Origin of the sequence: Streptococcus pseudoporcinus LQ 940-04, assembly GCF_000188035.1 — a bacterium.
GTDB classification, from domain to species: domain Bacteria; phylum Bacillota; class Bacilli; order Lactobacillales; family Streptococcaceae; genus Streptococcus; species Streptococcus pseudoporcinus.
Window position 1 is genome coordinate 1434551 of the sequence record NZ_AEUY02000005.1, and the last position, 25508, is coordinate 1460058.

21 protein-coding genes are annotated in these 25508 nt (G+C 37.1%); 17 read left to right on the top strand and 4 right to left on the bottom strand.

The window, feature by feature from the left end:
- Positions 1–5: 5 nt before the first annotated feature.
- Positions 6–926, bottom strand: coding sequence for a polysaccharide deacetylase family protein (locus tag STRPS_RS08420; protein WP_007891338.1), 921 nt, complete (start codon positions 924–926; stop codon positions 6–8).
- A 185-nt stretch (positions 927–1111) separates the two neighbouring features.
- Between STRPS_RS08420 and STRPS_RS08425 the strand changes: the two genes are divergently transcribed.
- From STRPS_RS08425 to STRPS_RS08480, 12 genes are all read left to right on the top strand, one after another.
- Positions 1112–2410 carry a homoserine dehydrogenase gene (locus tag STRPS_RS08425; protein WP_007891518.1) on the top strand — a complete coding sequence of 433 codons (1299 nt, stop codon included), beginning with the start codon at positions 1112–1114 and terminating at the stop codon, positions 2408–2410.
- Positions 2400–3263 (top strand): homoserine kinase, encoded by an 864-nt coding sequence (gene thrB / locus STRPS_RS08430; RefSeq protein WP_007891362.1) that lies wholly within the window; start codon positions 2400–2402, stop codon positions 3261–3263. Before STRPS_RS08425 ends, thrB begins: the two co-directional genes overlap by 11 nt.
- Positions 3264–3347: 84 nt before the next feature.
- Positions 3348–4598: a bifunctional folylpolyglutamate synthase/dihydrofolate synthase gene (locus STRPS_RS08435; protein ID WP_037598945.1), complete on the top strand. Its 1251-nt coding sequence runs from the start codon at positions 3348–3350 to the stop codon at positions 4596–4598.
- Between the two features lie 27 nt (positions 4599–4625).
- Complete coding sequence (gene folE / locus STRPS_RS08440; protein ID WP_007891423.1) at positions 4626–5189, top strand: GTP cyclohydrolase I FolE; 564 nt, start codon at positions 4626–4628, stop codon at positions 5187–5189.
- A 13-nt stretch (positions 5190–5202) separates the two neighbouring features.
- The gene (folP, locus tag STRPS_RS08445; protein ID WP_007891290.1) at positions 5203–6003 is read left to right on the top strand and encodes a dihydropteroate synthase; all 801 of its coding nucleotides are present in this window, start codon (positions 5203–5205) and stop codon (positions 6001–6003) included.
- Between the two features lie 8 nt (positions 6004–6011).
- On the top strand, positions 6012–6371 hold the full coding sequence (folB, locus tag STRPS_RS08450; protein WP_007891480.1) for a dihydroneopterin aldolase: 360 nt from the start codon (positions 6012–6014) through the stop codon (positions 6369–6371).
- A complete protein-coding gene (gene folK / locus STRPS_RS08455; protein WP_007891466.1) occupies positions 6368–6859 on the top strand; it encodes a 2-amino-4-hydroxy-6-hydroxymethyldihydropteridine diphosphokinase in 492 nt (163 codons plus the stop codon). Before folB ends, folK begins: the two co-directional genes overlap by 4 nt.
- A 105-nt stretch (positions 6860–6964) precedes the next feature.
- On the top strand, positions 6965–7855 hold the full coding sequence (gene murB, locus STRPS_RS08460; RefSeq protein WP_007891275.1) for a UDP-N-acetylmuramate dehydrogenase: 891 nt from the start codon (positions 6965–6967) through the stop codon (positions 7853–7855).
- A 36-nt stretch (positions 7856–7891) separates the two neighbouring features.
- Positions 7892–9046, top strand: coding sequence for an ABC transporter ATP-binding protein (locus STRPS_RS08465; RefSeq protein WP_007891171.1), 1155 nt, complete (start codon positions 7892–7894; stop codon positions 9044–9046).
- On the top strand, positions 9030–9824 hold the full coding sequence (locus STRPS_RS08470; protein WP_007891234.1) for an ABC transporter permease: 795 nt from the start codon (positions 9030–9032) through the stop codon (positions 9822–9824). Before STRPS_RS08465 ends, STRPS_RS08470 begins: the two co-directional genes overlap by 17 nt.
- Positions 9821–10597 (top strand): ABC transporter permease, encoded by a 777-nt coding sequence (locus tag STRPS_RS08475; RefSeq protein WP_007891448.1) that lies wholly within the window; start codon positions 9821–9823, stop codon positions 10595–10597. Before STRPS_RS08470 ends, STRPS_RS08475 begins: the two co-directional genes overlap by 4 nt.
- Positions 10590–11663, top strand: a complete 1074-nt coding sequence (locus STRPS_RS08480; RefSeq protein WP_007891507.1) for an ABC transporter substrate-binding protein — start codon at positions 10590–10592, stop codon at positions 11661–11663. Before STRPS_RS08475 ends, STRPS_RS08480 begins: the two co-directional genes overlap by 8 nt.
- Before the next feature lie 74 nt (positions 11664–11737).
- Here STRPS_RS08480 and STRPS_RS08485 read toward each other — a convergent pair whose 3' ends face one another.
- Both STRPS_RS08485 and STRPS_RS08490 read right to left on the bottom strand, forming a co-directional pair.
- Positions 11738–12445 (bottom strand): response regulator, encoded by a 708-nt coding sequence (locus STRPS_RS08485; protein WP_007891236.1) that lies wholly within the window; start codon positions 12443–12445, stop codon positions 11738–11740.
- A 1-nt stretch (position 12446) separates the two neighbouring features.
- The gene (locus tag STRPS_RS08490; RefSeq protein ID WP_007891200.1) at positions 12447–13973 is read right to left on the bottom strand and encodes a PAS domain-containing protein; all 1527 of its coding nucleotides are present in this window, start codon (positions 13971–13973) and stop codon (positions 12447–12449) included.
- A gap of 162 nt (positions 13974–14135) precedes the next feature.
- Between STRPS_RS08490 and STRPS_RS08495 the strand changes: the two genes are divergently transcribed.
- From STRPS_RS08495 to STRPS_RS08510, 4 genes are all read left to right on the top strand, one after another.
- Positions 14136–15470 carry a 2-hydroxycarboxylate transporter family protein gene (locus tag STRPS_RS08495; protein ID WP_007891422.1) on the top strand — a complete coding sequence of 445 codons (1335 nt, stop codon included), beginning with the start codon at positions 14136–14138 and terminating at the stop codon, positions 15468–15470.
- A gap of 14 nt (positions 15471–15484) precedes the next feature.
- Positions 15485–16648, top strand: coding sequence for an NAD(P)-dependent malic enzyme (locus STRPS_RS08500; RefSeq protein ID WP_007891304.1), 1164 nt, complete (start codon positions 15485–15487; stop codon positions 16646–16648).
- A gap of 273 nt (positions 16649–16921) precedes the next feature.
- Positions 16922–21430, top strand: a complete 4509-nt coding sequence (locus tag STRPS_RS08505; RefSeq protein ID WP_232010999.1) for a S8 family serine peptidase — start codon at positions 16922–16924, stop codon at positions 21428–21430.
- A gap of 144 nt (positions 21431–21574) precedes the next feature.
- Positions 21575–23113 carry a ClC family H(+)/Cl(-) exchange transporter gene (locus STRPS_RS08510; RefSeq protein WP_007891152.1) on the top strand — a complete coding sequence of 513 codons (1539 nt, stop codon included), beginning with the start codon at positions 21575–21577 and terminating at the stop codon, positions 23111–23113.
- Positions 23114–23391: 278 nt separating this feature from the next.
- Here STRPS_RS08510 and STRPS_RS08515 read toward each other — a convergent pair whose 3' ends face one another.
- Entirely contained in the window at positions 23392–24324 is a 933-nt protein-coding gene (locus STRPS_RS08515; RefSeq protein ID WP_007891450.1) for a helix-turn-helix domain-containing protein, read from the bottom strand.
- Positions 24325–24646: 322 nt separating this feature from the next.
- Here STRPS_RS08515 and STRPS_RS08520 point away from each other — a divergent pair, with 322 nt between their 5' ends.
- Entirely contained in the window at positions 24647–25264 is a 618-nt protein-coding gene (locus STRPS_RS08520) for an SGNH/GDSL hydrolase family protein (RefSeq protein ID WP_007891464.1), read from the top strand.
- The last annotated feature ends 244 nt before the right edge of the window (positions 25265–25508 follow it).

Genomic DNA, 25508 nt, shown 5'->3' on the forward strand with positions numbered 1-25508 from the left:
TATTCTTAGTCTGTCTTGATATAAGTTAATAAGGCTTGGGGAGTTGTGTTAGGCATCATTCGTACTCTGTTTAGTGAGAGTAAACCATTTGCGGCGCTAGCTAACCCTTCATTAGTGGTTACCCCTAATTTATAATGGAGTTTTTTAGCAATATCAAGAGTGATCTCACTATAACGACCAGAAGGATAGGCAATTGCTATGGTTTCTTGACTTAAATTTTGGTCAAGAAAACTTTTTGAATCCTTCATTTCATGCTCTTGTGTCTGTGGATCTGACAACGAGAGATCAGGATGATTTACCGTGTGATCTTGGAATGACATTCCAAATTGTTTCATTTCTCTCATCTGCCCAAGTGTTAGATTCTCAGGTCGTTGGTTTTCAGTAAAACCAGTGATAACGTTATTGGTAGCTTTAGCCTGATATTTTTTTAAGATGGGAAAGGCAGTTGTATAGAAATCTTCCATACTATCGTCAAAAGTGAGCCAGACGACTTTTGAAGCTGGTAATTCATTTTGACTGAGGGCACGGTAAGCCTCTTGCGGGCTAAGGAAGTAGTAGCCTGCTTCTTTTAAAGCTTTAATTTGTTCCTCAAAAAGGTGAGGGTCAATAATTAAGTTAGCATTTGCAGTCTCCTCAGGTCCCATAACATGTATGGCATGATACATGAGGATAGGTATCTTAACTTGCTCTGTTTGTTTAGTCCAAGTTGTTTTTTCTTTATCAACTGTCGCTTTTTTCTCTTTGCTAGTATTTTGTGACTGACTCGTTTTGGCCTTGTTTTTTTGAACTGCGACTGGTAGGAAACCTTTGGCAAAGTTCTTAATCTCTTGGCGATAGGTTAGGCCAAATAAACTTAGTGTGGCAATGATGAGTAAGGCCAGTAAACGACTTATTAGTTTTTTTGTTGTAGATTTCTTTCGTCTCATAAGTATTTGCTCCTGTATCTAGATATAGTCATTATATCATTTTAAAAAAATAATTTAATACTATCAAAATATTTTTGTGAGAACTTTCTTCCATAATCTATTAAAATAGCCTAGAATTTGGTATAATATTCCAAATATTAATAATCACATCATTTCAAAAAGTGACAAGAACGAGGAGGTTTATAATGTCTTTAAAAATTGCTTTATTGGGCTTTGGCACTGTTGCCAGTGGCTTACCATTTCTGTTAGAAGAAAATGGTGATAAGATAAAAAGTGCTGCTGGTGAACAAGTCCAAATCTCTAAGATCTTAATTAGAAATGATGCTGAGAAAGCGCGCCTAAATGCAATGGGTTATGAATACCAATTTGTCACTTCTATTGATGAGATTTTGTCAGATAGTGAAATTTCGATTGTTGTTGAACTTATTGGACGGATTGAGCCTGCTAAAACGTATATTTTAAAAGCTTTGCAAGCTGGTAAGCATGTGGTAACTGCTAATAAGGATTTGATTGCTCTACATGGAAAAGAAATGAGGGATCTGGCAGAAAGGAAGGCTCTTGCCTTTTATTACGAAGCAGCAGTTGCTGGGGGTATTCCAATCTTAAGAACTTTAGCTAATTCTTTCACGTCAGATAAAATACAAGGTGTGCTGGGTGTTTTGAATGGTACTTCAAACTTTATGATGACCAAAATGGTTGAAGATGGATGGTCCTACAAAGAAGCTTTAGCTAAAGCCCAAGCCTTAGGTTATGCAGAAAGTGACCCAACAAATGATGTGGAAGGTGTAGATGCTGCCTATAAAGTGGCTATCCTAAGTCAGTTTGCTTTTGGCATGTTTTTGGATTTTAAAGATGTTAGCCATCAAGGGATTTCAACAATTACAGCTGAAGATGTGGCTGTCGCTCAACAACTAGGTTACGTCATTAAGTTAGTAGGAAGGTTGGAAGAAAAAACTAGCGGTGTTTGGGCTGATGTTTCACCAACTTTCATACCTGAAACCCATCCCTTAGCTAATGTAAATGATGTTATGAATGCTGTATTTGTTGAGTCTATTGGAATTGGTCAGTCAATGTTTTACGGACCAGGTGCTGGTCAAAAACCAACTGCAACTTCAGTTATGGCAGATATTATTCGTATTGCCCAACGACTAAAAGAAGGAACTGTTGGTAAACCTTTCAACGCTTTTCAACGCCCTGTCCAGTTAGCGGAAAAAACTGATCAGATTAGCCGTTACTACATGATCATCAATACACCAAAGCAAAATGGCCAGCTGCTCCGTCTTGTTTCTGTTTTTAGTGATCAGGGTGTCTCTTGCCAACAAGTTTTAGAACAAGAGCTTGATGATAATCGCGCTCGCCTTGTAATCATGACACGGTTGATGAATCAACTGCAACTAGAAGCTATCAAACAGCAGATTAGCCAAGAATCAGATTGGCACTTGTTGAATGTCTTTAAAGTATTGGGGGATGACCATGATAATTAAGGTACCAGCAACTTCAGCTAATATAGGACCTGGTTTTGATTCTATAGGGATTGCAGTTTCTAAATATTTAGAAGTAGAAGTACTAGAAGAAGCCACAGAGTGGTTTATTGAACATACGCTTGACGGCCTACCTAATGATGACCGTAATTTATTAGTCCAGACGGTTCTTCGAGTTGCCCCGAATGTCCAACCTCGTCACCTTATCATGCGTTCAGATATTCCTTTGGCACGTGGGCTAGGGTCATCTTCGGCAGTCATTATAGCAGGTATAGAATTAGCGAATCAGTTAGCAGATTTGCAATTGAGTATGGATCGTAAGTTTGAATTAGCTAACCAATTTGAGGGCCATCCAGATAATGTTGCACCAGCCCTTTTTGGACAATTTGTCATTGCTTCACAACTTGATAACCAGTTAGACTACATTCAAGCTCCTTTTCCAGCAGTTGGTTTAGTAGCTTTTATCCCTCATTATGAATTAAAAACATCTGACTCTCGAAATGTGCTGCCTAATCAATTGTCCTATAAGCAAGCTGTCTCTGCTTCATCTGTAGCCAATTTGGCTATTGCTGCTCTTTTAAAAGGGGATATGGTCAAAGCTGGACGGGCTATTGAAAATGATCATTTCCATGAGGTATACCGCCAAAAGTTAGTCAAGGAGTTTCATTCTATCAAAGCAAGAGCAAAGGCAGAAGGAGCATATGCAACCTATCTTTCTGGAGCCGGTCCTACAGTTATGACATTATGTCCCAAAGAGAAAGTAGGCTCCCTGCTTGAGCATCTTGGGGACTTGCCTTTAAATGGGGAGTTAGTTTCCTTAGAGATTGATAAAAAGGGCTTGCAAGTTTTTAAGTAGGAGAAATTTAGGGAAAAGTGAACTAACATCCTATCTAGGTGATAGATTAAAGTGGGGGGAGTTCTCTTATTAAGCGAGGAAGTTATGTTATATGAAGAAGCACTAGAATGGATACACGGACAAACAAAATTTGGAATTAGACCTGGTTTGAAGCGTATTTTCTGGGTCTTGGAAAAATTAGGAAATCCTCAAAATAATCTTTTCGGGATTCACATTGTGGGAACAAATGGTAAAGGTTCAACGGTTAATAATTTACAGCGTATTTTGACTGCTTCTGGTTATGACGTGGGTACCTTTACCTCACCTTTTATTATGGATTTCCGAGAACGTATCAGTGTTAATGGTCACATGATTAGTAAAACAGATTTAGTCATATGCTGTGACTTGATTAAACCATTGACAGAAAGAATTCCTCTTGAAACAGATTTAGGTCCGATTACGGAATTTGAAATTATCACAATTATCATGTTCTACTATTTTGGTAAACTGCATCCTGTTGATATTGCTATCATTGAAGCAGGCCTTGGTGGACGATATGATTCGACAAATGTCTTTAAAGCTTTTGCAGTCATTTGTCCCTCTATTGGTCTAGATCATCAAGATATTTTGGGTGAGACTTACGGACAAATTGCAGAACAAAAAGCTGGTGTCATAAAAGGTGGAGAAAAGGTTCTCTTTGCTATTGATAATGCAGAAGCTAAGCAGGTTTTCCTCGAAAAGAGCCAAACAAGCGGTAGCCAAGTCTATCAGTACGGAGTAGATTATAGCATGCAAAAGCTGGCTAATGGTTACCAATTTTTATCGAAGCAGGGCAACATTTCAGATATTACACTTGCCATGCCGGGGCAGCATCAGGTGGCTAATGCTGCGCATGCCATACAGGCGTGTCAATTGCTCAAAGACAAATTTCCTCTCACTAGCGATGACGCTATTCGTAAGGGCTTAGAGAAGAACTACTGGTTAGGGCGGACAGAATTGATGCTCCCTAATGTGATGATTGACGGTGCCCATAATAAGGAAAGTATTCAGGCCTTGGTCGATGTCTTAAAAACAAATTACAAGGACCGTCACATTCATATTTTAGTTGCTGCTATCAATACTAAACCAATTGAGCAGATGTTGGAACTTCTTCAAGAGGTAGGGGATTTGGAAGTCACAACTTTTAATTATCCGAAGGCATTTGAACTTGATGATTATCCCTTGCAATTTTCGCGAAATAAAAGCTTTAAGGACTGGTTGGCTAAAATGCAGGTTAAAGACAGTAAGGACTTTTATGTCATAACAGGTTCCTTATATTTTATTTCAGAAGTTAGACAATTTTTCAAAAAAACATAAGAGGCGAAGACAGAGAGGATTTTTGCAATGAATAGCAAAAAAGCAGAAGAAGCCATTTATCAGTTATTAGAAGCACTGGGAGAGGATCCTAAGCGTGAAGGCTTAAGAGATACTCCGAAACGTGTTGTAAAAATGTATCGGGAGATGTTTGCGGGACTGGAGATGGATCCTAAAAATGAATTTACAACTGTTTTTGCTGAAGAAACTTATGATGATCTTGTATTGGTAAAAGACATTCCTTTTTATTCCATGTGTGAACATCATTTGGTCCCTTTTTATGGCAAGGCTCATGTTGCTTATATCCCTAGTGGTGGCCGTGTCACTGGTTTGAGTAAATTAGCTCGTGCTGTCGAGGTGGCTAGTAAAAAACCTCAATTACAAGAACGTTTGACTAGTCAGATTGCAATTGCTTTAGAAGAAGCTCTACAGCCAAAGGGGGTTTTTGTACTAGTTGAAGCAGAGCATATGTGTATGACGATGCGGGGGATTAAGAAACCTGGCAGTAAGACGGTGACCAAAATGGCCAGAGGCTCATTTATAGAAGACCGCGAAAGCCAAAGGTATATTTTAGAATTAATTAAAGATAAGTAGGAGGAGCTAGGTTATGAAAATTGGTAAATTTTCAATTGCTGGGAATGCTACTATTATGGGGATTCTAAATGTAACACCGGATTCTTTTTCTGATGGTGGTTCCTATACAAGTATTGAAGAGGCTTTAGCACAAGTGGAACTGATGATTAATCAGGGGGCGACCATTATTGATGTTGGTGGGGAATCTACTAGGCCAGGCTATGATTTTGTGCCTGCCCAAGAAGAGATTGCGCGTGTTGTTCCAATTATTAAAGCTATTAAAGAAAATTTCAATATTTTAGTAAGTATTGATACTTACAAAACTCAAACAGCTGAGGCCGCCTTAGAGGCTGGTGCTGATATTTTAAATGATGTTTGGGCAGGACTTTATGATGGAAAAATGTTTGCATTAGCTGCTAAATGGCAGGTTCCTATTATTTTGATGCATAACCAAAAAGAGGAAGTCTACGAGGATGTTGTCTCGGATGTTTGCGCCTTTCTAACAGAGCGTGCAGATCATGCATTGCAAGCTGGCGTTCCCAAAAATAATATCTGGATTGATCCGGGTTTTGGTTTTGCAAAAAATGTTGAACAAAATATAGACTTGTTAAAAGGCTTAGATAAGGTTTGTCAGCTGGGTTATCCGGTTTTATTTGGTATTTCACGTAAACGGGTTGTAGACGCTTTACTGGGAGGAAATACCAAAGCATTAGAGCGTGATAAGGGAACGGCTGCTTTATCAGCCTATGCTATCACTAAGGGATGCCAAATTGTTCGCGTCCATAATATTATTGAAAACAAGGATATTATCACGGTACTAGAGAAGTTAATGTGAGGAAATATATGGATAAAATAAGATTAAATGGTTGCCGTTTTTACGGTTATCACGGAGCATTGGCTGAAGAACAGGTTTTAGGGCAGGTTTTTGTCATTGATTTGGAACTGGCTGTTGATCTGGTATCAGCATCAAAAACTGACAATTTAGAAGAAACGGTTCACTATGGACATGTTTTTGAAAGAGTTAAAGCCATTGTTGAAAGTCAACGTTTTGCCTTAATTGAAAGACTCGGTGGCGCAATTTGTGAGGAACTGTTTCAAGAATTTCCGACGATTGAAGGGATTACTATTTCTATCAGAAAAGAGAATCCACCTATTGCAGGACATTATGATTCAGTTGGTATTATTTTGGAGAGAAGAAGATGACAAAAATATATCTTAGTTTAGGTAGTAATATGGGAGACCGCAAGTCCTATCTCAAGGAAGCTATTCATCAATTAGAGCAGTTACCGCATACACACTTAGATAAAGTCTCTGCTATTTATGAAACAGTAGCTTGGGGGAAAACGGACCAAGATAATTTTTTAAACTTAGCAGCTTGTTTTGAGACTGAATTAGAACCGATCACTTTTTTAAATCACATTCACATCATTGAAAAGAATCTTGGTAGGGTTCGACATGAAAAATGGGGACCACGCACTATAGATATTGATATTCTGCTTTTTGGACAGGTAATATGTAAGACTCAAGACCTAACTATTCCTCATCCCTTTATGACACAACGAGCCTTTGTGCTTATTCCACTTTTGGAAATTAATCCTGATTTAAAACTTCAGGGAGAAAATCGTTCTTTATCAGGCTATCTTTCTGAATTACCACAGGATGATATCAAAAATGTGGTCAAAGTCTCATAATATCTTTTATTAATTATCGTTATTTTTAACAAATTTTGATATAATGGAATCGGCTCTGTGCCGATTTTTTAATGTAACACGAAATGATTCGGAAAGTAGATAATAATGATTGAAGAACTTGCCGGAATTGATATCCGGATTAATGAACCTTTACAAAAATACACTTATACCAAAGTTGGTGGACCTGCTGATTACCTAGTGTTTCCTCGTAATCGTATTGAGTTAACCCGGGTAGTTAAGTATGCTAATCAACATAAAATTCCATGGTTGGTTCTTGGCAATGCAAGTAATCTAATCGTCCGGGATGGTGGTATCCGTGGCTTTGTTATTATGTTTGATAAACTTAATTTAATAACGGTTGACGGTTATACCATTGAAGCCGAAGCAGGTGCTAACTTGATAGAGACGACTAAGGTTGCTAAATATCATAGTTTAACCGGTTTTGAGTTTGCTTGTGGTATACCAGGAAGTATTGGTGGCGCTATTTTTATGAATGCCGGTGCTTACGGTGGTGAAATAGCCAACATCTTTTTGTCGGCTAAAGTCTTAACGCCAGAAGGTGAGATTAAAACAGTGACAGCTAGAGAAATGGCTTTTGGCTATCGGATTTCTGCTGTCCAAGCAAGCGGTGATATTGTTATTTCTGCTAAATTTGCCCTAAATCCTGGGAATTTTGAACAGATTTCCCAAGAAATGGATCGCCTCAATTATCTTAGACGTTTAAAGCAACCGCTAGAATACCCTTCATGCGGGTCTGTCTTTAAACGTCCTCTTGGCCACTTTGCAGGTCAGTTGATTATGGAAGCAGGACTGAAAGGTTACCGAGTTGGTGGTGTTGAAGTTTCAGAGAAGCATGCAGGTTTCATGATTAACGTTGATCAAGGGACTGCGTGTGATTATGAGCAGTTAATTGCTCACGTTATTGCAACCGTCAAAACCAACTCGGGCGTTACCTTAGAAAGGGAAGTACGTATTATCGGGGAGGAGCTAACCTGATATTTGCTCAGATATTTTATGGAGGATTTATGACAATTGACTAAGCCAATTATCACATTTGAAAATGTTTCTAAGACATTTGAAGACAATGGTACTCAGGTACTAAAAAATATTAATTTTGAACTTGAAGAAGGTAAATTTTACACTCTTTTAGGTGCATCAGGGTCTGGAAAATCGACTATTCTGAATATTATTGCTGGGCTTATTGATGCAAGCAGTGGTGATATTTTTCTTGATGGAAAACGGATTAATGATGTGCCTATCAGTAAGCGAGATGTCCACACAGTCTTCCAAAATTATGCCCTCTTCCCCCATATGAATGTTTTTGATAATGTGGCTTTTGCCTTAAAATTAAAAAATGTTCCTAAAGCTGAAATAGCAAAAAGGGTTCAAGGAGCTTTAAAAATGGTTCAATTGGAAGGTTTTGAAAAAAGGCCTATCCAAAAATTGTCAGGTGGTCAAAGGCAACGTGTTGCGATAGCACGCGCGATTATTAATCAACCTCGGGTTGTCTTACTTGATGAACCGCTTTCAGCTTTAGATTTGAAATTGCGCACAGAAATGCAATATGAGCTACGTGAACTTCAGCAAAGGCTCGGAATTACCTTTGTATTTGTCACCCATGATCAAGAAGAAGCCTTAGCTATGAGTGATTGGATTTTCGTTATGAATGATGGTGAAATTGTTCAATCGGGGACACCCGTTGATATTTATGATGAACCGATTAATCATTTTGTTGCAAACTTTATTGGTGAATCTAATATCATTAATGGTATTATGATTGAGGACTATTTAGTGTCCTTCAATGGAAAAACCTTTGAATCTGTTGATGGGGGGATGCGTCCAAATGAACCAGTAGAAGTAGTGATTCGTCCAGAAGACCTACAGATTACTCTACCTGAAGAAGGGAAGCTCCAAGTTAAGGTTGATACTCAGTTATTCCGCGGTGTTCATTACGAAATTATCGCTTATGATGAGCTTGGTAATGAGTGGATGATTCATTCTACTCGCAAAGCCATCGAGGGTGAAATTATAGGCTTGTCCTTTAGTCCAGAAGATATTCATATCATGCGTCTAAATGAAACAGAAGAAGAATTTGATGCGCGGATTGAAGAATATGTGGATACTGATGAGCAGGAGGAGGGACTGATTAACGCAATCGAGGAGGAACGTAATGAAGAAAACCTCTAAGTTTTACTCGATTCCCTATTTTCTTTGGATTTTTCTATTTGTTCTAGCACCAGTTGCTCTCTTGTTTTATAAATCCTTTTTTGATGTCCAAGGTCATCTCACTCTTACGAACTATCAGATTTTTTTTAGTTCTTGGACTTATCTACGTATGGTTTTTAATTCCATTATTTATGCAGGAATTATTACCATAGTCACTCTTTTCTTATCTTATCCAGCAGCTTACTGCTTAACTAAGCTTAAGCACAGACAACTATGGTTAATGTTAATTATTTTACCAACTTGGGTTAACCTTTTGTTAAAAGCTTATGCTTTTATGGGGATTTTTGGTCAGCAAGGAGGGATTAATGCCTTTCTAACATTTGTTGGAATAGGCCCTAAACAAATCCTATTTACAGACTTTTCATTTATTTTTGTCGCTTCCTATATCGAACTTCCTTTTATGATATTACCCATTTTTAATGCTTTAGATGATATAGATGAAAATCTTATAAATGCTAGCCGAGACTTAGGGGCAAATGAAGTGCAAACTTTTTCTCGGGTGATCTTTCCTCTGTCAATGAGTGGCGTACGTGCAGGAGTACAGTCTGTTTTTATCCCAAGTTTAAGTCTCTTCATGCTAACACGCCTTATTGGTGGAAACCGCGTTATCACTCTTGGAACAGCTATTGAGCAGCACTTCCTAACCACGCAAAATTGGGGAATGGGTTCTACTATTGGTGTGGTTCTCATTTTTACCATGCTTGTCATTATGTGGGTAACAAAGGAGAAAAGCCAATGAAAAAATTTGTTCCAATTTATTTAACGTTTACTTTTGTTCTTCTCTACATTCCGATTTTATATCTCATTTTTTATTCTTTTAATAAAGGTGGGGATATGAATGGTTTTACTGGGGTAACATTGGAACATTATCGGACGCTTTTTGCTGATAGTCGACTGATGTCAATTCTCTTGCAGACTTTTGTTTTAGCCTTTTCAAGTGCTCTGATTGCAACCTTTATTGGTACTTTCGGCGCTATCTTTATTCATCATGCTAAAAAGAGATTCCAGAATTCACTCCTATCTACCAATAACGTTCTTATGGTTTCACCAGATGTCATGATTGGTGCATCATTTTTGATCCTTTTTACAACCTTGAAGTTTCAATTAGGGGCTTTTTCGGTCCTCTTAAGTCATATCGCCTTTTCAATTCCGATTGTTGTTCTGATGGTTTTACCCCGGCTAAAAGAAATGAATCAAGATATGATTAATGCTGCCTATGATTTAGGAGCCAGTCAATTTCAGATGATGAAAGAGGTTATGTTGCCCTTCCTTACACCAGGTATTATTGCAGGGTATTTTATGGCATTTACGTATTCATTAGATGACTTTGCTGTTACTTTCTTTTTAACAGGGAATGGTTTTACCACACTTTCTGTAGAGATTTATTCCCGTGCTCGCCGAGGTATTTCTCTTGATATTAATGCCCTTTCAACGCTTGTCTTTTTTGTCTCAATACTGCTAGTAATGGGCTATTATTATATCTCACTTGATAAGGAGGACAAGCATGCGTAAATTGTATTCTTTTATTGCTGGGATACTGGTCATTATTGTTGTCCTAGCAGGGCTCTCTTTTGCTATTCAGAAAAAGACAGGGTCTGCTAACCAATCAGATAAACTAGTTATTTACAATTGGGGTGATTATATTGATCCCGCTTTGCTGAAAAAATTCACTAAGGAAACTGGCATTCAAGTACAGTACGAAACCTTTGATTCCAACGAAGCTATGTATACCAAGATAAAACAGGGTGGGACAACCTATGATATTGCTGTACCGAGTGATTACACCATAGCCAAAATGATTAAAGAAGATCTTTTAGTAAAATTGGATAAAAAGAAACTAAAAGGAATGGACGCTATCAGTAAAGAATTTCTAGGTAAAAGTTTTGATCCTAAAAATGATTACTCAATTCCCTATTTCTGGGGAACAGTTGGTATTGTCTACAATGACCAACAAGTAAAACATGCTCCCAAGCATTGGAAGGACTTGTGGCGTCCTGAGTACAAAGATAAAATCATGTTGGTTGATGGTGCAAGAGAGATGCTGGGAGTAGGTTTGACTACATTTGGCAACAGCGTCAACTCTAAAAATATGGACCAACTAAAAGCAGCCGAAAAGCGACTTCAAACTTTAACATCTAATATTAAAGCTATTGTGGCCGATGAAATGAAAGGCTATATGATTCAAGGAGATGCCGCGATTGGGGTTACTTTTTCAGGGGAAGCAAGCGAAATGCTTGCTAATAATAAACATCTACATTACGTTGTTCCTACAGAAGGGTCAAACTTATGGTTTGATAATCTCGTCTTACCCAAAACAATGAAGCATGAAAAAGAAGCCTATGCCTTTTTAAATTTTATCAATGAGCCTGAAAACGCTGCTCAAAATGCAGAATATATTGGTTACGCCACTCCAAATATCAAGGCAAAAGCTATGTTACCAAAAGAGATAAAAGAAGACCCTGCTTTCTACCCAACAAATGAAACCATTAAGAAATTGGAAGTTTATGACAACCTAGGAAATTATTGGTTAGGTGTCTACAATGATCTCTATCTGCAATTTAAAATGTACCGTAAATAATAAATAAGACTATCCACTCGGATAGTCTTATTTATTATTCCCTGTCAGAGTAGTCTCTTGTTTCTGAACTTACCTCAATTAAGATTAAAAGAAGCAGTTGGAGAAGGATTTTTATGGTAAACACGGTAGGGTCGCCCCACTTTTGTATAAATCTGGTCACTGAGCAAGTAACTATTTTCTTCTAAAAAACTAATATATTTGCGGACGGAGACATGAGAGAGATGAGATTTCTTGGTAATATCTTGTATGGTAAAGTGATCAGCTAAAGTATCAATTGTATTAAGAACAAGCTGCATAGTAGTGTGTGAAAGCCCTTTTTCTAATAGCAAGGCTTGCCTATTTTGTGGGGACACTTCTTTATTATTTATCTTAAGAGAGTCAATGTGCTCTTGTTGCAAGGTGGATTGGTTTAAGCGTGTGAATTGTGCTAAAAACAAGTCAATACTTTCTTTGAAGCGTTCATAGGTAAATGGCTTGATTAAGTAGTCGACAATTCCCAGATGAAAACCTAGTTTAATGTTTTTACCATCATTGGCAGCTGAGATAATAATGACTTCACAATTATGGTGTTCTTGTCTGAGATATTCTAAAAAATGTAAGCCATTACCATCTTTAATATGAATATCTAATAGGACAAGATCAATCTTGAAGTGATGACATTTTTCTTTAGCGTCCTCTATGGTGCTACTAGATAGAATGCTATCAAATTGGTTTATTTTTTCCAAATAATTCCGATGAATAAAATCTACCATGGGATCATCTTCAATAATTAAAACATTCATGTTACTCTCCTTTATTATAGGGAATGGCTACTGTAAATTCTAGCGGGTAGGTGACAAGCTCTTTAGTTGACTTAGAGTGTGTTTTAAGAAGTAGTTGTTTGAAATAGTGGGTTTGTAATATAGTTTCGATATCTTGTGCAGCTATTAACTTATCATTAATTTGATAAGAACTAAAGAGTTTGTCATCTTGATAACTTAAAGTGATTGTGACAAATTTAGGCTTTAACGCTTTTAGCACATGAGTATGAAGGTATCTAAAAATCATTAAGACATTGTTTAACTGATTGTGGGTTTGATTTCTAGGGATATCACTGGTCACCTCAAATGCCAAATTAACGTTGAGTTCTTGAAACTTTTCTTGCTCCCCAATGAGGAAGCTTGCTAATAAAGGCTCTTTAATTAAAACAGATAATCGCGTGAAAAATTCTGATTCGGGCTCAAGTAGACTATCTAAGTAGATTTTGAGCTGATCAAAGTAAGAAATATCAACTAAACCATAGATCACATGCAGCTGATTCATAAACTTATGAGTCTGTGCCTGTAGGGCTGAAGCATAGGTTGTCGTGTAAACCAGCTGATCCATGGTATATATAGCATCTGAAGCATTACGAAGGAGGAGGAGATAACCTCGGAGATCTTTTTTCACAGAAATAGGTGAAATTGTAATAAGAAAATCCTCATCCTGCCATTTTAAAAGTTGCTCGTGGCCTTGATGTAAATCTAGACTAGGAAAGTTTGGGAAAATCCTCTCAATTTTCTGCCCTTTAAGATGCTCTAGATTAAGCTTTTGCTGGACTAATTGATTGGCTGAAGGGTTAACCAATTCAATATGATGTTGTCGATTAATAATAAAGACAGCATTTTCGATTTGATCCAGCATAGCATTGCGTTCTTCTAAAAGCTGATAGATCTCGCTAGGTTCTAGGTTATGTAATTGTTTTTTTAGTCTCATGGAGATAATCGATGTTACTAATAAACTAAAGACAAGAGATAGAATAACTGCCGAGGTGTATTTTTGCTTGGATAAGGTAACCACTTCATTTAAAGTCCTTAGTTTTATTCCAACGGCAAGGGCTCCTATTTGTTTGCCACTGCTGTTTTTAACAGGAATTAAATACCTCAGTGATTTTCCCAAACTGCCTTTAGCTGTTGAAATGACTTCCTTACCTTTCAAAACAGTCTTCTCATCACCACCTTGAAAAGGCTTGCCAATTTTATGAAGATTAGGATGTGTGTATCTAATCCCTTGCATGTCCATGACGACCACATAGTCTAAGTCATAAGCACTAGTAATAGCTTTGGTATAGGAAATAAGTGATTGATTGGTTTCCTTATTTTCAAGACTTTGAATGATTTGATCATTTTCAGATAACATTTTCCCGGTTGCCGTCAAAAGATGGCTTTCTTGTTGCTTGATAGAGCGGTAAGTTTCATGAATCGTAATTCCATAAAATATTGAACCTGTTACGATTATCATACTTACCAATACTAAGGACAAGCTAGCCCACAAAGATAGATGTCTTCTCATAAATCCTCCTATTATTTGAGTATATCACAGGAGAAGTTCTCGACCTAGTTTAAATTAATTAAATAAATTGAATTATTTTAGATAGTTAAAGAACTTAAATAAACTTCCGCTTAAGATTGATCTCTCTTATACTAAAGTTAACTAATAAAGGGAGGTAGTTTCATGGGGATAAGTCATGAAAGTGATGCCATAGGTAAAGCATCAGAACAAAATCAGAAGAAGTGGTTAGCCTTCAAAATAGGCTCAGTTCCATTACCAGTTTACCTAGTTTTTGCAACTTTAATCCTTTTTACGGCCTGGCTTCAACAATTGCCGGTTAATATGCTGGGAGGTTTTGCAGTCATTCTGACAATGGGGTGGTTGTTAGGAACTATTGGTGCCAATATTCCTGGACTGAAAAATTTTGGTGGTCCGGCCATATTATCTTTACTCATTCCTTCAATATTGGTATTTTTTAATCTCTTAAATCCGAATATTTTAGGAGCTACTAAAGTCTTAATGAAAGATGCCAATTTCCTATATTTCTATATTGCTTGCCTTGTCTGTGGTAGTATTTTAGGAATGAATCGAAAAATATTAATTCAAGGACTTTTTCGTATGATCATTCCTATGCTTCTTGGAATGGTGTGTGCGATGGCAGTGGGAACCTTAGTTGGTGTTATTTTAGGATTAGAGTGGCAGCATGCTTTATTCTATATTGTTACACCGGTCTTGGCAGGCGGTATTGGTGAAGGTATTTTACCTTTGTCATTGGGCTATAGTGCCATTACAGGCGTAGGCAGTGAACAATTAGTAGCTCAACTCATACCTGCAACCATCATTGGTAACTTTTTTGCCATTATGTGTACGGCCCTACTATCTCGTTTTGGCGAAAAACATCCTCAGTATTCCGGAAAAGGTCAATTAGTAAAGATTGGTCATGGTGAAGATATGGCTGATGCTCTCAAAGATCATTCTGGTGCTCTAGATGTTAAACTGATGGGTGGGGGTGTTCTAACAGCTTGTTCCCTTTTCATAGCTGGTGGGTTATTACAATATTTAACAGGTTTTCCAGGTCCAGTATTAATGATTTTACTGGCAGCCTTCTTGAAATATATAAATGTTATTCCACAAGAAACACAAAATGGCGCAAAACAACTGTACAAGTTTATTTCTAGTAACTTTACTTTCCCTTTGATGGCAGGGCTTGGACTTCTCTATATTCCACTTAAGGATGTCGTAGCAACGCTAAGTTGGCAGTATTTTGTTATCGTTATCAGTGTTGTTTTCACTGTCATTGCTGTAGGTTTCTTTGTTTCTCGTTTTTTGAATATGAATCCTGTCGAGGCAGGTATTATTTCAGCTTGTCAAAGTGGTATGGGAGGAACAGGAGATGTGGCTATCTTAAGCACTGCTGACAGAATGAACTTAATGCCATTCGCACAAGTTGCAACACGTTTAGGTGGTGCCATTACTGTTATTACAATGACAGCAATCTTAAGAATAATAATCAAATAGAAAAGAGGTAGAAAATGACAAAGGATTTTGGACAATTAGCCCTAGAGCAAGCAAAAAAATTTGGTGGTAAACTCGAAGTTATTCCCAAAGTGGCTATTGAAAATAAGCGTGATTTGAGTATTGCATATACACCCGGAGTTGCAAGCGTTTCGACAGCAATAGCTAATGATAAAGAGCTAGGTTACGAATTAACAAGTAAAAAAAATACGGTTGCAGTAGTTAGCGACGGTTCAGCAGTGCTGGGTTTAGGAGATATTGGAGCATTAGCAGCTATGCCCGTTATGGAAGGCAAAGCGGCACTTTTTAAAGCATTTGCTGGCGTAGACGCTGTGCCAATTGTACTTGATACAAATGATACCGAAGAGATTATTAACATTGTAAAAGCTCTTTCTCCAACCTTTGGAGGCATCAATCTTGAGGATATTTCGGCTCCAAGGTGCTTTGAAATTGAACAACGTCTTATTGAAGAATGTGATATCCCTGTATTCCATGATGATCAGCACGGTACTGCAATAGTAGTATTGGCGGCCATCTTCAATGCCCTTAAATTAATTGGCAAAACTCTTGAAGATGTCAAAGTCGTTGTCAATGGTGGAGGGTCGGCAGGTCTGTCTATTACCCGAAAACTATTAGCCGCTGGAGCCAAACAGGTCACTATTGTTGATAAATTTGGAATCATCAATGAAAAGGATGGTGACAAACTAGCGCCACATCATTTAGAAATTGCCAAACTTACTAATCGAGCCTTTCAGTCAGGTAGCTTAGAAGATGCTCTAGAAGGGGCAGATATATTTGTTGGCGTTTCAGCTCCAGGTGTCTTAAAAGCAGAATGGATTACTAAGATGGCTGAAAAACCTGTTATCTTTGCTATGGCTAATCCAGTTCCTGAAATTTATCCCGATCAAGCCCTTGCTGCTGGAGCCTATATTGTTGGAACTGGAAGAAGCGATTTTCCAAACCAAATTAATAATGTTTTAGCCTTCCCAGGGATATTCCGTGGAGCTCTAGATGCGCGTGCTAAAACAATCACTGTTGATATGCAAATAGCAGCAGCAAAAGGGATAGCAAGTTTGATACCAGATGAAGAGCTATCACCAACCCATATTATCCCTGATGCCTTTCAGGAAGGTGTGGCAGAAGTAGTCGCGAAAAGTGTTCGCCAAGCAGCTGTTGATTAAGTCTCTTCTGGCTTTACTTGATATTTCCTCCTAAATAGACTAGTGTTTGAAGAAACTTCTTTAAGCACTAGTTTTTTTGTATAGGTCTCCTTAGGACAAGGACTATTGATGTCCACATCCTTTTGTTCCTATTTTTTATATCTTTCCTTTAAAATTAACTTGAAAATAAAATGATAAAATGTATAATTAAATTAAGTATACTTAATTTAATATTAAAGTTAACTGAAGTTGATGAAAGTTTAATAAGTGATTTTAGAAAACAAGGGGGTTAAGGTGACAAAAAAATCTATTTATGCAAGACAAACTAGAATTCTACTAAATTCTAGTATTCTTTTACTGTTTGCTGGTTTGACAACAAATTCTTCAACGATTCTAGCAGATAGCTATGGAGGTGAAAGTAATGCTTCAGCGAGTAATAGACAAACTGGTAGCATTAGTAGCCTTGAGGAGATTAATGCTGACGCAGTTGAACTAAAGCATAAAGAAATAAGTGAAACAAGCAGCATAGAGACTGAAAATAGCTATTTGGAGACACCTTCAAATGTGCCATTAATTGACCAAGCTCATGCTATTCACAAGCAAGGAGAAACGAGTGAAGAGCACAAAAAATTAGATGGTAGGGGTGTGTTAATTGCTTCAATTGATTCTGGGGTTGATCTTACTCATGAGACTTTAAACCTGGATCATGACATTAGTGATCATCATTTAAAAGAAAAGACGGTTGCTTCTGGAGCAACAAGAAAAGTTCCTTATGTTTTTGATACTATTAGTGGTGATACTAGTATCAAAGATGATCAGACAGAACATGGTATGCATATTGCAGGTGTTTTGGTCGGGAACACTAAAAATGGTTTCAAAGGGATGGCTAAAAATGCCCAACTTTTAGCCTATCGAACTTGGAGTAAAGATAACAGTGAAGGGTACCAAGGTTCCAGTCAATTCTTTGCAATGGAAGATGCTATGAACCGAAAAGCAGACATCATCAGTTTGAGTATAGGCGAGGTAGGAACAGGTCGAAATGATGATATTTGGGCTAAGGTTTTAGAAAGAGCAAAAAAAGAAGATATTATTATCGCTGCGGCCATGGGGAACTACGGAACCTCTTCAATGACAAATTCCTATGATACCCTAGTTGATGAGAAATTCTCACTTCAAGATAGTTCTACCCTTTTATCTGTATCATCAAATGACTCTGTTTTAGGGGTCGGTGCTTACTATGATACTCACATGCACTTACCTCATTTAAAGGTAGGAGATTTAGATTTAGCTTACGAGAACGTCAATTGGCATAACTATTTCTTATTTAAGCAAAAAGAACAAGCTCAGATTAGCTTTGATACTGATATTATTGACTTGGATCAGAAAAAAGAAGGGACGACCATTGGTGGCAAAATTGTCTTGGTTAATCGAAAAAATGAGCAGATTTACCAGCAACTTGCAACAATTATGGAGGAAAAACCTAAAGGGATTATCTTAGTTAATGCTGCAACTACCACTACATACGGTAATTATAAAACCTTACCTGAAATACGAAGTACCCTACTCGGTGACTCAAAAGGTTTATTCCAAGCGACATGGGCAATCAGTATCTCAGCAAATGATGGGGAGAAGCTCCGCGATTATCTCAAAAAACAGTCTCAGAAGTCTTCACGTTTCATCATAGAGCGAGATCCTAAGCTGACTAAGGTCTTTGAGCATAAAGGGATTTCAGGATTCAGTACCTGGGGGCCAAGGCCTGACCTTGAATTAAAGCCGGACTTAGTTGCTCCCGGTGAAAATGTTTATTCATCAGGTAATGAGAATAGTTATTATAACGATAGTGGGACCTCAATGGCTGCCCCTCATGTTGCAGGTGCTAGTGCTATGCTATTGCCTATCATAAAACAATTTCAAGCAGAGTGGAACAAAAATTTCACTAAAATCTCGCTCATTCAGCTCAATAAACTATTGCTACAAAATACTGCTGATGTTTTGATTGATCATACAGTACCAAATGGTAAACCTCTTTTACCATACTCTCCAAGGCGTCAAGGGGCAGGAGCAGTCAACCTCTTAAAAGCATTGAAGACTAAGGTATTTCTATCAGATGAGAACTTAAAAGGAGCGATTAGTCTTAAGGACTTCACAGACAAGGAAAAAACATTTTCTCTTGTGTTGCATAATCTATCTGATAAAGAACAATTCTTTAAACTTGAAGCAAGTCCAATCTTAGGAAAAGTGACTTATGAGAATAAGAGACAAAATCTTGAAAAAACATTAGCTATCAAAACAATCCATTCTCGCCAAATTGAAGAAGCTAGTCTTCTTGCTCCTAGGTATGTGAGAATTGCACCAAATAGCCAGATGACTATTCCTATGACCTTGAAGGTCGGAAAAGCAAAAATGGATGAATTTATAGAAGGTTTCATTCACTTTAAGTCACTTAATAAAGAGCAAGCTGACTTGAGTATTCCTTTTTTAGGCTTCCATGGAGATTGGAATAGGGAAAAAATTGTTGACCCAGTTGCATGGCAAGATGGTAGCAAAACGAAAATGACTGGTATCGTTAAAGCTTATCCTATAGGCCTTGAAATTTTCGATTATGTTCCTTGGGGTGTTGACTATCAAAAATGGAAAGAAGATCATAACAACCTAGAGGCAGATCCACGTCATTATGTGATGCAATCCCTTGGCGGTATTGATAGTCATGCGCTAATGAAGCTTCGCCTAATCTTTATGAGACATGCTAAGGATTTTCAGGTCGAAATAACGGATTCAGCTGATCCTAAACTTGCAAAAACATTGAAAGTTCTGAAAGTAGGTCACTATTATCCTAAATTTATGGAAAGTGCCTATCAAGAATATCCAGACCGCTATCAACCAATGTTCGGAGATTACGATCCCGATCTTGAATGGGACGGGAGCCTTTATAATGCCAAAACGAATGATGACCAACCTATCAATGAAGGGTCATACTTTATCAGAATTAAGGCACGATTAGATGAAACGAGACCGTGGCAAGAGACCTATATTCCTTTCACTGTTGATAACACTAAACCAAAGGTTAGTCTTGTTCGTAATACCGATAAGGAAGTTCTTCTTGCGATTACAGATAAGCATCTAAAAAACGTTACTATCGTAACAGAAGATAAAGTAATTAAAGAACTTAAAGTGGATTCTGATGGTTATTATCATGTGCCTAAAAACAGTGGTGATGCTTATTCAGGCCATAGCCTAATTGTTGAAGACTTTGGTGAAAATAGAGTTGAATACGACTTACAGGAACTTCTAAAAGGCAACCTCAAAGAGAAAGAGTCAAAAAGACTTACTAAAAAATCGTTACTTGCTGAGACAAGTGTTCTTAAACCTAAGAAAAAACTTATCCCTCAACCGGGACATGACATTGAACCAGATAGTGATACTGAATGGGAAGATGATAGTCAGGAGTGGGAAACAAATGACAGTAATCCAAAAGAGTTCACTCACGGAACTGATTTTCACGATGGAAAGCTAACATCAGCTTATACAGAAGCTACAGCTTCTAATGACGTTGATATTGACTTTGATGAGAATGGAAATGCCTTTAGAACATATTATATTCATTTGCAAAAAGGACAGCACCTTTTTCTAACTAATACGAATGCCTTATATAATGCTAAGCAGAAAAAGAGTCTTTTTGCTCCGAGCTGGCAAGAAAGGTATGACTACCAGGAATCAGATTATAAAGATAGTCATTTTAAGGAAATAAAGGTTCCTATTTTTCAAGGTTCAAACACCTTAAATGTCAAAGCTTATTATAATAATGAACTTATTTCTAATAAAGGCTATGCCATCAAACTTGATACACATACTCCAGAATTGACTTTCCACAATACAAATATTCATTATTTCCATAAGGAAGGATTAGATGCAGAAGATAGAGAAGATCAGTTATTAGGAGAAATCACTATCCCAAATAATGTCTTGCGTTTAGCTGGAAAAATTAAGGATGCCCAAGACGGTTGGAAATTATTTGTTAACGGTGATATGGTTGATAGCCGTATTAAGGATGGGGAATACGATGATTATTTCCACCAGAATGAATCTGAATGGGCTTACGAGAAAGTTGTTGAAGATGGGGATTATGTTAAAGTAGTTATTTCTGACTATGTTAATAATAATACTTCCTATTTGTTTAAAGTTAAGATTGATCCTAAAACTTTAAATGACGGCTTAGACGAGCATCTATTAAAAATAAAAGAGAAAAAAGAAGGCTTACTGCTAGAAAATCAGAAAACTCCTATCAAAAAAGAGGATTTGGTAAAGCCAGTCCAATTAACTAACTTTAGTGGTAGGGGAATCACGAATGCTGAAGACTTAATATATGCCTTGGCTGCAAAATTACCAGACTACAGTATTCAAGTTCTAAGTCTGTCAATTGATCCACGGATACCAACAAAAGGACAGGCACTTATTCAATTACAAAAAGGACAGGCAATAGGACAATTTACGTTGAATTGGGAAAACTCAGCCCAGTCACAGCAAAAAGCTTCAAACACTTTGCCTGTAAATGTACAGTTTTCATTTGAAAGAAATAATCAAAATGTACAGACCTATTCAAGAGGTCTCGTTAATAGCTATAAACCAGGAAAAGCCAGTCAGAATATAGGAAGTCTGGTAGGAACAAGTCAGTCAGCTGTAGCAGAGAAGACTCTCCCTGAAACAGGTGAGAAGCAGTCAAATCTTTGGTATGTTTTTGCAGTTTTCTTTAGCCTCTTTTACTTTAAGTCCAAAAATAAAAAAATTAATAAATCAAACAAGTAAAGCTCAATAAAATAAGGATTAAAAGGGAAATGATCATGTCATTTCTCTTTTTTTAGATTTTTTAAAATCTTAATCGTCACTAGAATCTTTCTCCTTACTTTGATACAATATTAGGTGTTCAGTGTTTATAGAAAGTGAGGACTTATGGAAAATCATAAAAATGAATATGCCTTTTCAAATGAATCGATTATTTCGTTCGTTTGGCGAGGTATTTTAGTCGGTAGTATTGCTGGTGTTATAGTTAGTTTATTTAGACTTCTGATTGAAAAGTTATCACATCTTGTGGTAGTTATCTACCGGATGTCGCATGATAAACCAAGTCTAGTGCTAGCAATCATTGCTATGAGTGTTCTAATACTTCTAGTCATTAGTCAGTTTATTGCTTCTGAACCGGATATCAAAGGCTCAGGGATACCTCATGTTGAAGGAGAACTAAAAGGATTATTAGCACCAACGTGGTGGCCTGTCCTTTGGAAAAAGTTCATAGCGGGAGTTCTAGCCATTTCAATGGGATTTATGTTAGGCCGAGAAGGCCCCTCAATTCAATTAGGAGCAATGGCAGCAAAGGGATTGTCAACATTTTTAAAATCCAGTCGATTAGAAAAAAGAGTTCTCATTGCAAGTGGAGCAGCTGCGGGCTTGTCGGCAGCTTTCAATGCACCTATTGCAGGTTTGCTCTTTGTAGTGGAAGAAATATACCATCATTTTTCACGTTTAATCTGGATTACCGCCTTAGTTGCTAGCTTGGTTGCTAATTTTATTTCACTCCATATTTTTGGTTTAGAACCCATTCTTGCTATGCCAAAAGCAATGCCTTTTTTAGATTTGAATCATTACTGGCTATTAATTCTCTTAGGAGCTGTTTTGGGAGGTTTAGGATATATCTACGAGCGTATTATCCTAGTTATTCCAAACTACATTAGCAAGCTATGTAGTGTTCTGCATCTGTCTCCAAAATATCAAGGGCTCATTCCTCTTATACTTATTATCCCTGTCGGTTATTATTTTCCGCAGTTACTTGGTGGCGGGAATGGCTTAATCATTGGGCTCTCCATCAATCAAACGACATTAGTTACGGTTTGTTTATTCTTTATCCTACGCTTTATTGGCAGCATGCTCTCTTACGGAAGTGGTTTACCTGGTGGTATTTTTCTTCCAATATTGACCTTAGGAGCTCTTCTAGGTCTAATTTTTGGTCTCCTTTTCCAAAATCTCGGCTTATTGGAGCCTGGATTTCTACCTTTATTCATAGTTCTTGGCATGGCTGGTTATTTTGCAGCAATTTCAAAAGCACCGCTAACTGGCATGCTTTTAGTAACGGAGATGGTTGGTGATTTAAAACCTTTAATGGCTATCGCAGTAGTGACCTTTGTAGCATACTTTTTAATGGATCTCCTAAAAGGAGCTCCTATCTATGAAGCAATGTTAGAAGAAATGCCAATCATGCCACCGAGTGAATTGGTTGAACCAACATTAGTGGAGTTAACGGTTAGTGACCATATAGCGGGGCGCTATGTTAGAGATTTAAAATTGCCTGACAATGTTCTTATTACAACTCAAGTACATCATGGCCGATCTCAAGTAGTTTCAGGTGATACCTTATTAATGAGTGGTGCAACCATTTTTATGGTAGTCAATGAATCAGAAGTGGGACATATTCGGCAATTAGTCATGTCCGTATAAAGGTTTTATGCTTACATTGTCTAGTGGGATAATTCACAGCATAGTAAGTTATAATAAAATGCAGATTGAAGAAAAGTCTAAATGAGATTATTTTTTCAATCTTTTTTTGCCGGACTTGGCAATAAAAGCCTTTTAGGATACTGATGTCATAGTGTTTATAACAGTTAGTGGCTAATATTGAAGCTTGTAAAATTTCCAAAAACTTACCTTTTCATAAATTTATCTCTATTCTGAAAGTAGTCACTTTTAGGTTATATAACAAAAACCACCTTTTTGTTTTAAAAAGGTGGTTTCTTTTGCAACTTAGGTGGGTTAATCATTGTCCTGCCAACTTTAGGTTTGGTGTATTTTTTTCGGTATTGACTTGGTGTCAGTAAGTAGTAAGCTTTAAATTGCCGATTAAAGTTAGAGAGGCTATTAAAACCTACTTCATTAGCAATTTCAAGGATAGGTTGGATAGAATTGATAAGTAACTCACATGCTTTGCTCAGACGAACTTGTATGATAAATTCCGTGCAAGGTGTTCCAGTATGTTGTTTGAAAACCGTCATAAAATGGGTTTTACTATAGCCCATAGCATTAGCTAAAAAATCAATGGTGAGTGGTTTCTGATAATGAGTGTTAATATAGTCAATGAGTTGACGGATTTTCTCGTTTTTTCGATAAGTATCATCTGTGTGTTTACGGGTAACGTAATGATAGTAATAAAGAAGATAAAGGAATTCATGTAAGCGTGATTTTAGTAGGAGCTCAAAATGACGGTCTTCTTCTCTAGAAATAGCAAAAATAGATAAAAGACATGTTTTAATCTGATCATAACCCGCCATATGAGGTTTAATACAATGGACAAATTTATAGCTGCTATTTTGTAAGGGTTGCAGGTAGTGGAGGCTAACTTGATCAACAATAGAAGAACCGATCATATCTAAATGAAATTGAAAGGTATCCGTTACATGTGGATGTTGGGCAATGGGATGAATAGAATGCATACCATGTGGTCTGACTAAGATGATATCACCAGATTGACTATTAAAAAAATCATAATCAATATGATAGCGTGCGCAACCTTCACTAACATATGTGATTTCCATTTCTGGATGCCAGTGAAATAAAATATCCGGTCGTCCATGCTTAACTTCCTGATGAAAATAACGATAAGGTAGTAAATGGTGTTGGGGTTCATTCGTAGTTTGCTGGTCAGTCGTTAACATTTTAGAGTCTCCTAGATATCCTAATCATGTAATAGTATTATAACAGAACGATATTTTGAAGTCTGTATCAAAGTAAAAAATCCTAATAAAGACTTTGATGAAGAGTGATTAATGAGCAAAAACATGTCAATGACATTAGTAGCCTTAGTCGGCTAACCTGATGAAGACATTTGACTAAATTGTCTCTTAATGGTTTTCTGTCATTAAGGAGCAATTATCAGCTTTAGAGATGCTAAAACGGTTTCATTTAGAAAAGTCACCCTAAAGCTATAGCTAAGTCTTTCTTTTTGATATACTAGTTCTATAAATAAAGGGGGATCGTATGTTAGAAACTGTTTCGCAAGAACTATTAGCTTATCAAATGGATCGTTTAGATTCTTATAGAGAACTTAATCAAGCAGTGAAACCTGGTGGTATCGTCTTTGCAGGTGATTCTTTAATCGAGTTTTTTCCTATGAAGAAATTTTTAGGGCGTGACTTACCTATTCATAACCGAGGTATTGCGGGGATTGATAGCAAGTGGTTGCTTGCTCATTTAGATCAACACATCTGTGATTTAGAGCCCTCTCAGGCTTTTATTCTTATTGGTACAAATGACATCGGTCTTGGTGCGACCAATTTAGAAATCAAAGATAGGGTGGCGGATATTGTAGCAGAAGTAAAGAGAAAAAATAGTGAGACAAAGATCTATCTCCTATCCGTTTTACCTGTTTCAGAGGCTAGTCAATACCAAGAGACGGTTAAAGTTAGAAATAACGAAACTATCGATTACCTTAATAAGGCTTTAAATATACTACCAGGCATTGAGTTTATTGACCTTAGTTCTTCCCTTAAAAATGGCAATAATGCCCTAGATCTTCAGCTAACTAAGGACGGCTTACATTTGAATTTAGAAGGTTATGAAAAAGTTGCTAGGGTCTTGTTACCTTACTTACAATAAGTAAGTTTTAGAAAAAAGATGAAAAACTACACCAGATATTATCAAGCCTATAGAGCTAGCTTACTTGCACACCCTATCACGGCAAGTAAGCTAGGACGTGGTAAAATTAAAGTTTAGCAGCTTGTTTTCTAAAGCACAGAGTAATAAGATTGAGTCTATTCTCAGTCTTTTTTTATCCCTAAAACAAAGGATAGTATCAGAAAGTCAAAGTATGAGACAAGAAACCGTTTTAAAAAAATGGTAC

What these genes read in the sequence shown, in the direction of transcription:
- thrB (WP_007891362.1), top strand. Translation starts at nt 2,400, where the DNA reads ATGATAATTAAGGTACCAGCAACTTCAGCTAATATAGGACCTGGTTTT.
- STRPS_RS08495 (WP_007891422.1), top strand. Translation starts at nt 14,136, where the DNA reads ATGGGGATAAGTCATGAAAGTGATGCCATAGGTAAAGCATCAGAACAA.
- folK (WP_007891466.1), top strand. Translation starts at nt 6,368, where the DNA reads ATGACAAAAATATATCTTAGTTTAGGTAGTAATATGGGAGACCGCAAG.
- STRPS_RS08500 (WP_007891304.1), top strand. Translation starts at nt 15,485, where the DNA reads ATGACAAAGGATTTTGGACAATTAGCCCTAGAGCAAGCAAAAAAATTT.
- STRPS_RS08470 (WP_007891234.1), top strand. Translation starts at nt 9,030, where the DNA reads ATGAAGAAAACCTCTAAGTTTTACTCGATTCCCTATTTTCTTTGGATT.
- folP (WP_007891290.1), top strand. Translation starts at nt 5,203, where the DNA reads ATGAAAATTGGTAAATTTTCAATTGCTGGGAATGCTACTATTATGGGG.
- STRPS_RS08485 (WP_007891236.1), bottom strand. Translation starts at nt 12,445, where the DNA reads ATGAATGTTTTAATTATTGAAGATGATCCCATGGTAGATTTTATTCAT.
- STRPS_RS08490 (WP_007891200.1), bottom strand. Translation starts at nt 13,973, where the DNA reads ATGAGAAGACATCTATCTTTGTGGGCTAGCTTGTCCTTAGTATTGGTA.
- STRPS_RS08420 (WP_007891338.1), bottom strand. Translation starts at nt 926, where the DNA reads ATGAGACGAAAGAAATCTACAACAAAAAAACTAATAAGTCGTTTACTG.
- STRPS_RS08475 (WP_007891448.1), top strand. Translation starts at nt 9,821, where the DNA reads ATGAAAAAATTTGTTCCAATTTATTTAACGTTTACTTTTGTTCTTCTC.
- STRPS_RS08510 (WP_007891152.1), top strand. Translation starts at nt 21,575, where the DNA reads ATGGAAAATCATAAAAATGAATATGCCTTTTCAAATGAATCGATTATT.
- STRPS_RS08425 (WP_007891518.1), top strand. Translation starts at nt 1,112, where the DNA reads ATGTCTTTAAAAATTGCTTTATTGGGCTTTGGCACTGTTGCCAGTGGC.
- STRPS_RS08435 (WP_037598945.1), top strand. Translation starts at nt 3,348, where the DNA reads ATGTTATATGAAGAAGCACTAGAATGGATACACGGACAAACAAAATTT.
- folB (WP_007891480.1), top strand. Translation starts at nt 6,012, where the DNA reads ATGGATAAAATAAGATTAAATGGTTGCCGTTTTTACGGTTATCACGGA.
- STRPS_RS08515 (WP_007891450.1), bottom strand. Translation starts at nt 24,324, where the DNA reads ATGTTAACGACTGACCAGCAAACTACGAATGAACCCCAACACCATTTA.
- folE (WP_007891423.1), top strand. Translation starts at nt 4,626, where the DNA reads ATGAATAGCAAAAAAGCAGAAGAAGCCATTTATCAGTTATTAGAAGCA.
- STRPS_RS08480 (WP_007891507.1), top strand. Translation starts at nt 10,590, where the DNA reads ATGCGTAAATTGTATTCTTTTATTGCTGGGATACTGGTCATTATTGTT.
- STRPS_RS08520 (WP_007891464.1), top strand. Translation starts at nt 24,647, where the DNA reads ATGTTAGAAACTGTTTCGCAAGAACTATTAGCTTATCAAATGGATCGT.
- murB (WP_007891275.1), top strand. Translation starts at nt 6,965, where the DNA reads ATGATTGAAGAACTTGCCGGAATTGATATCCGGATTAATGAACCTTTA.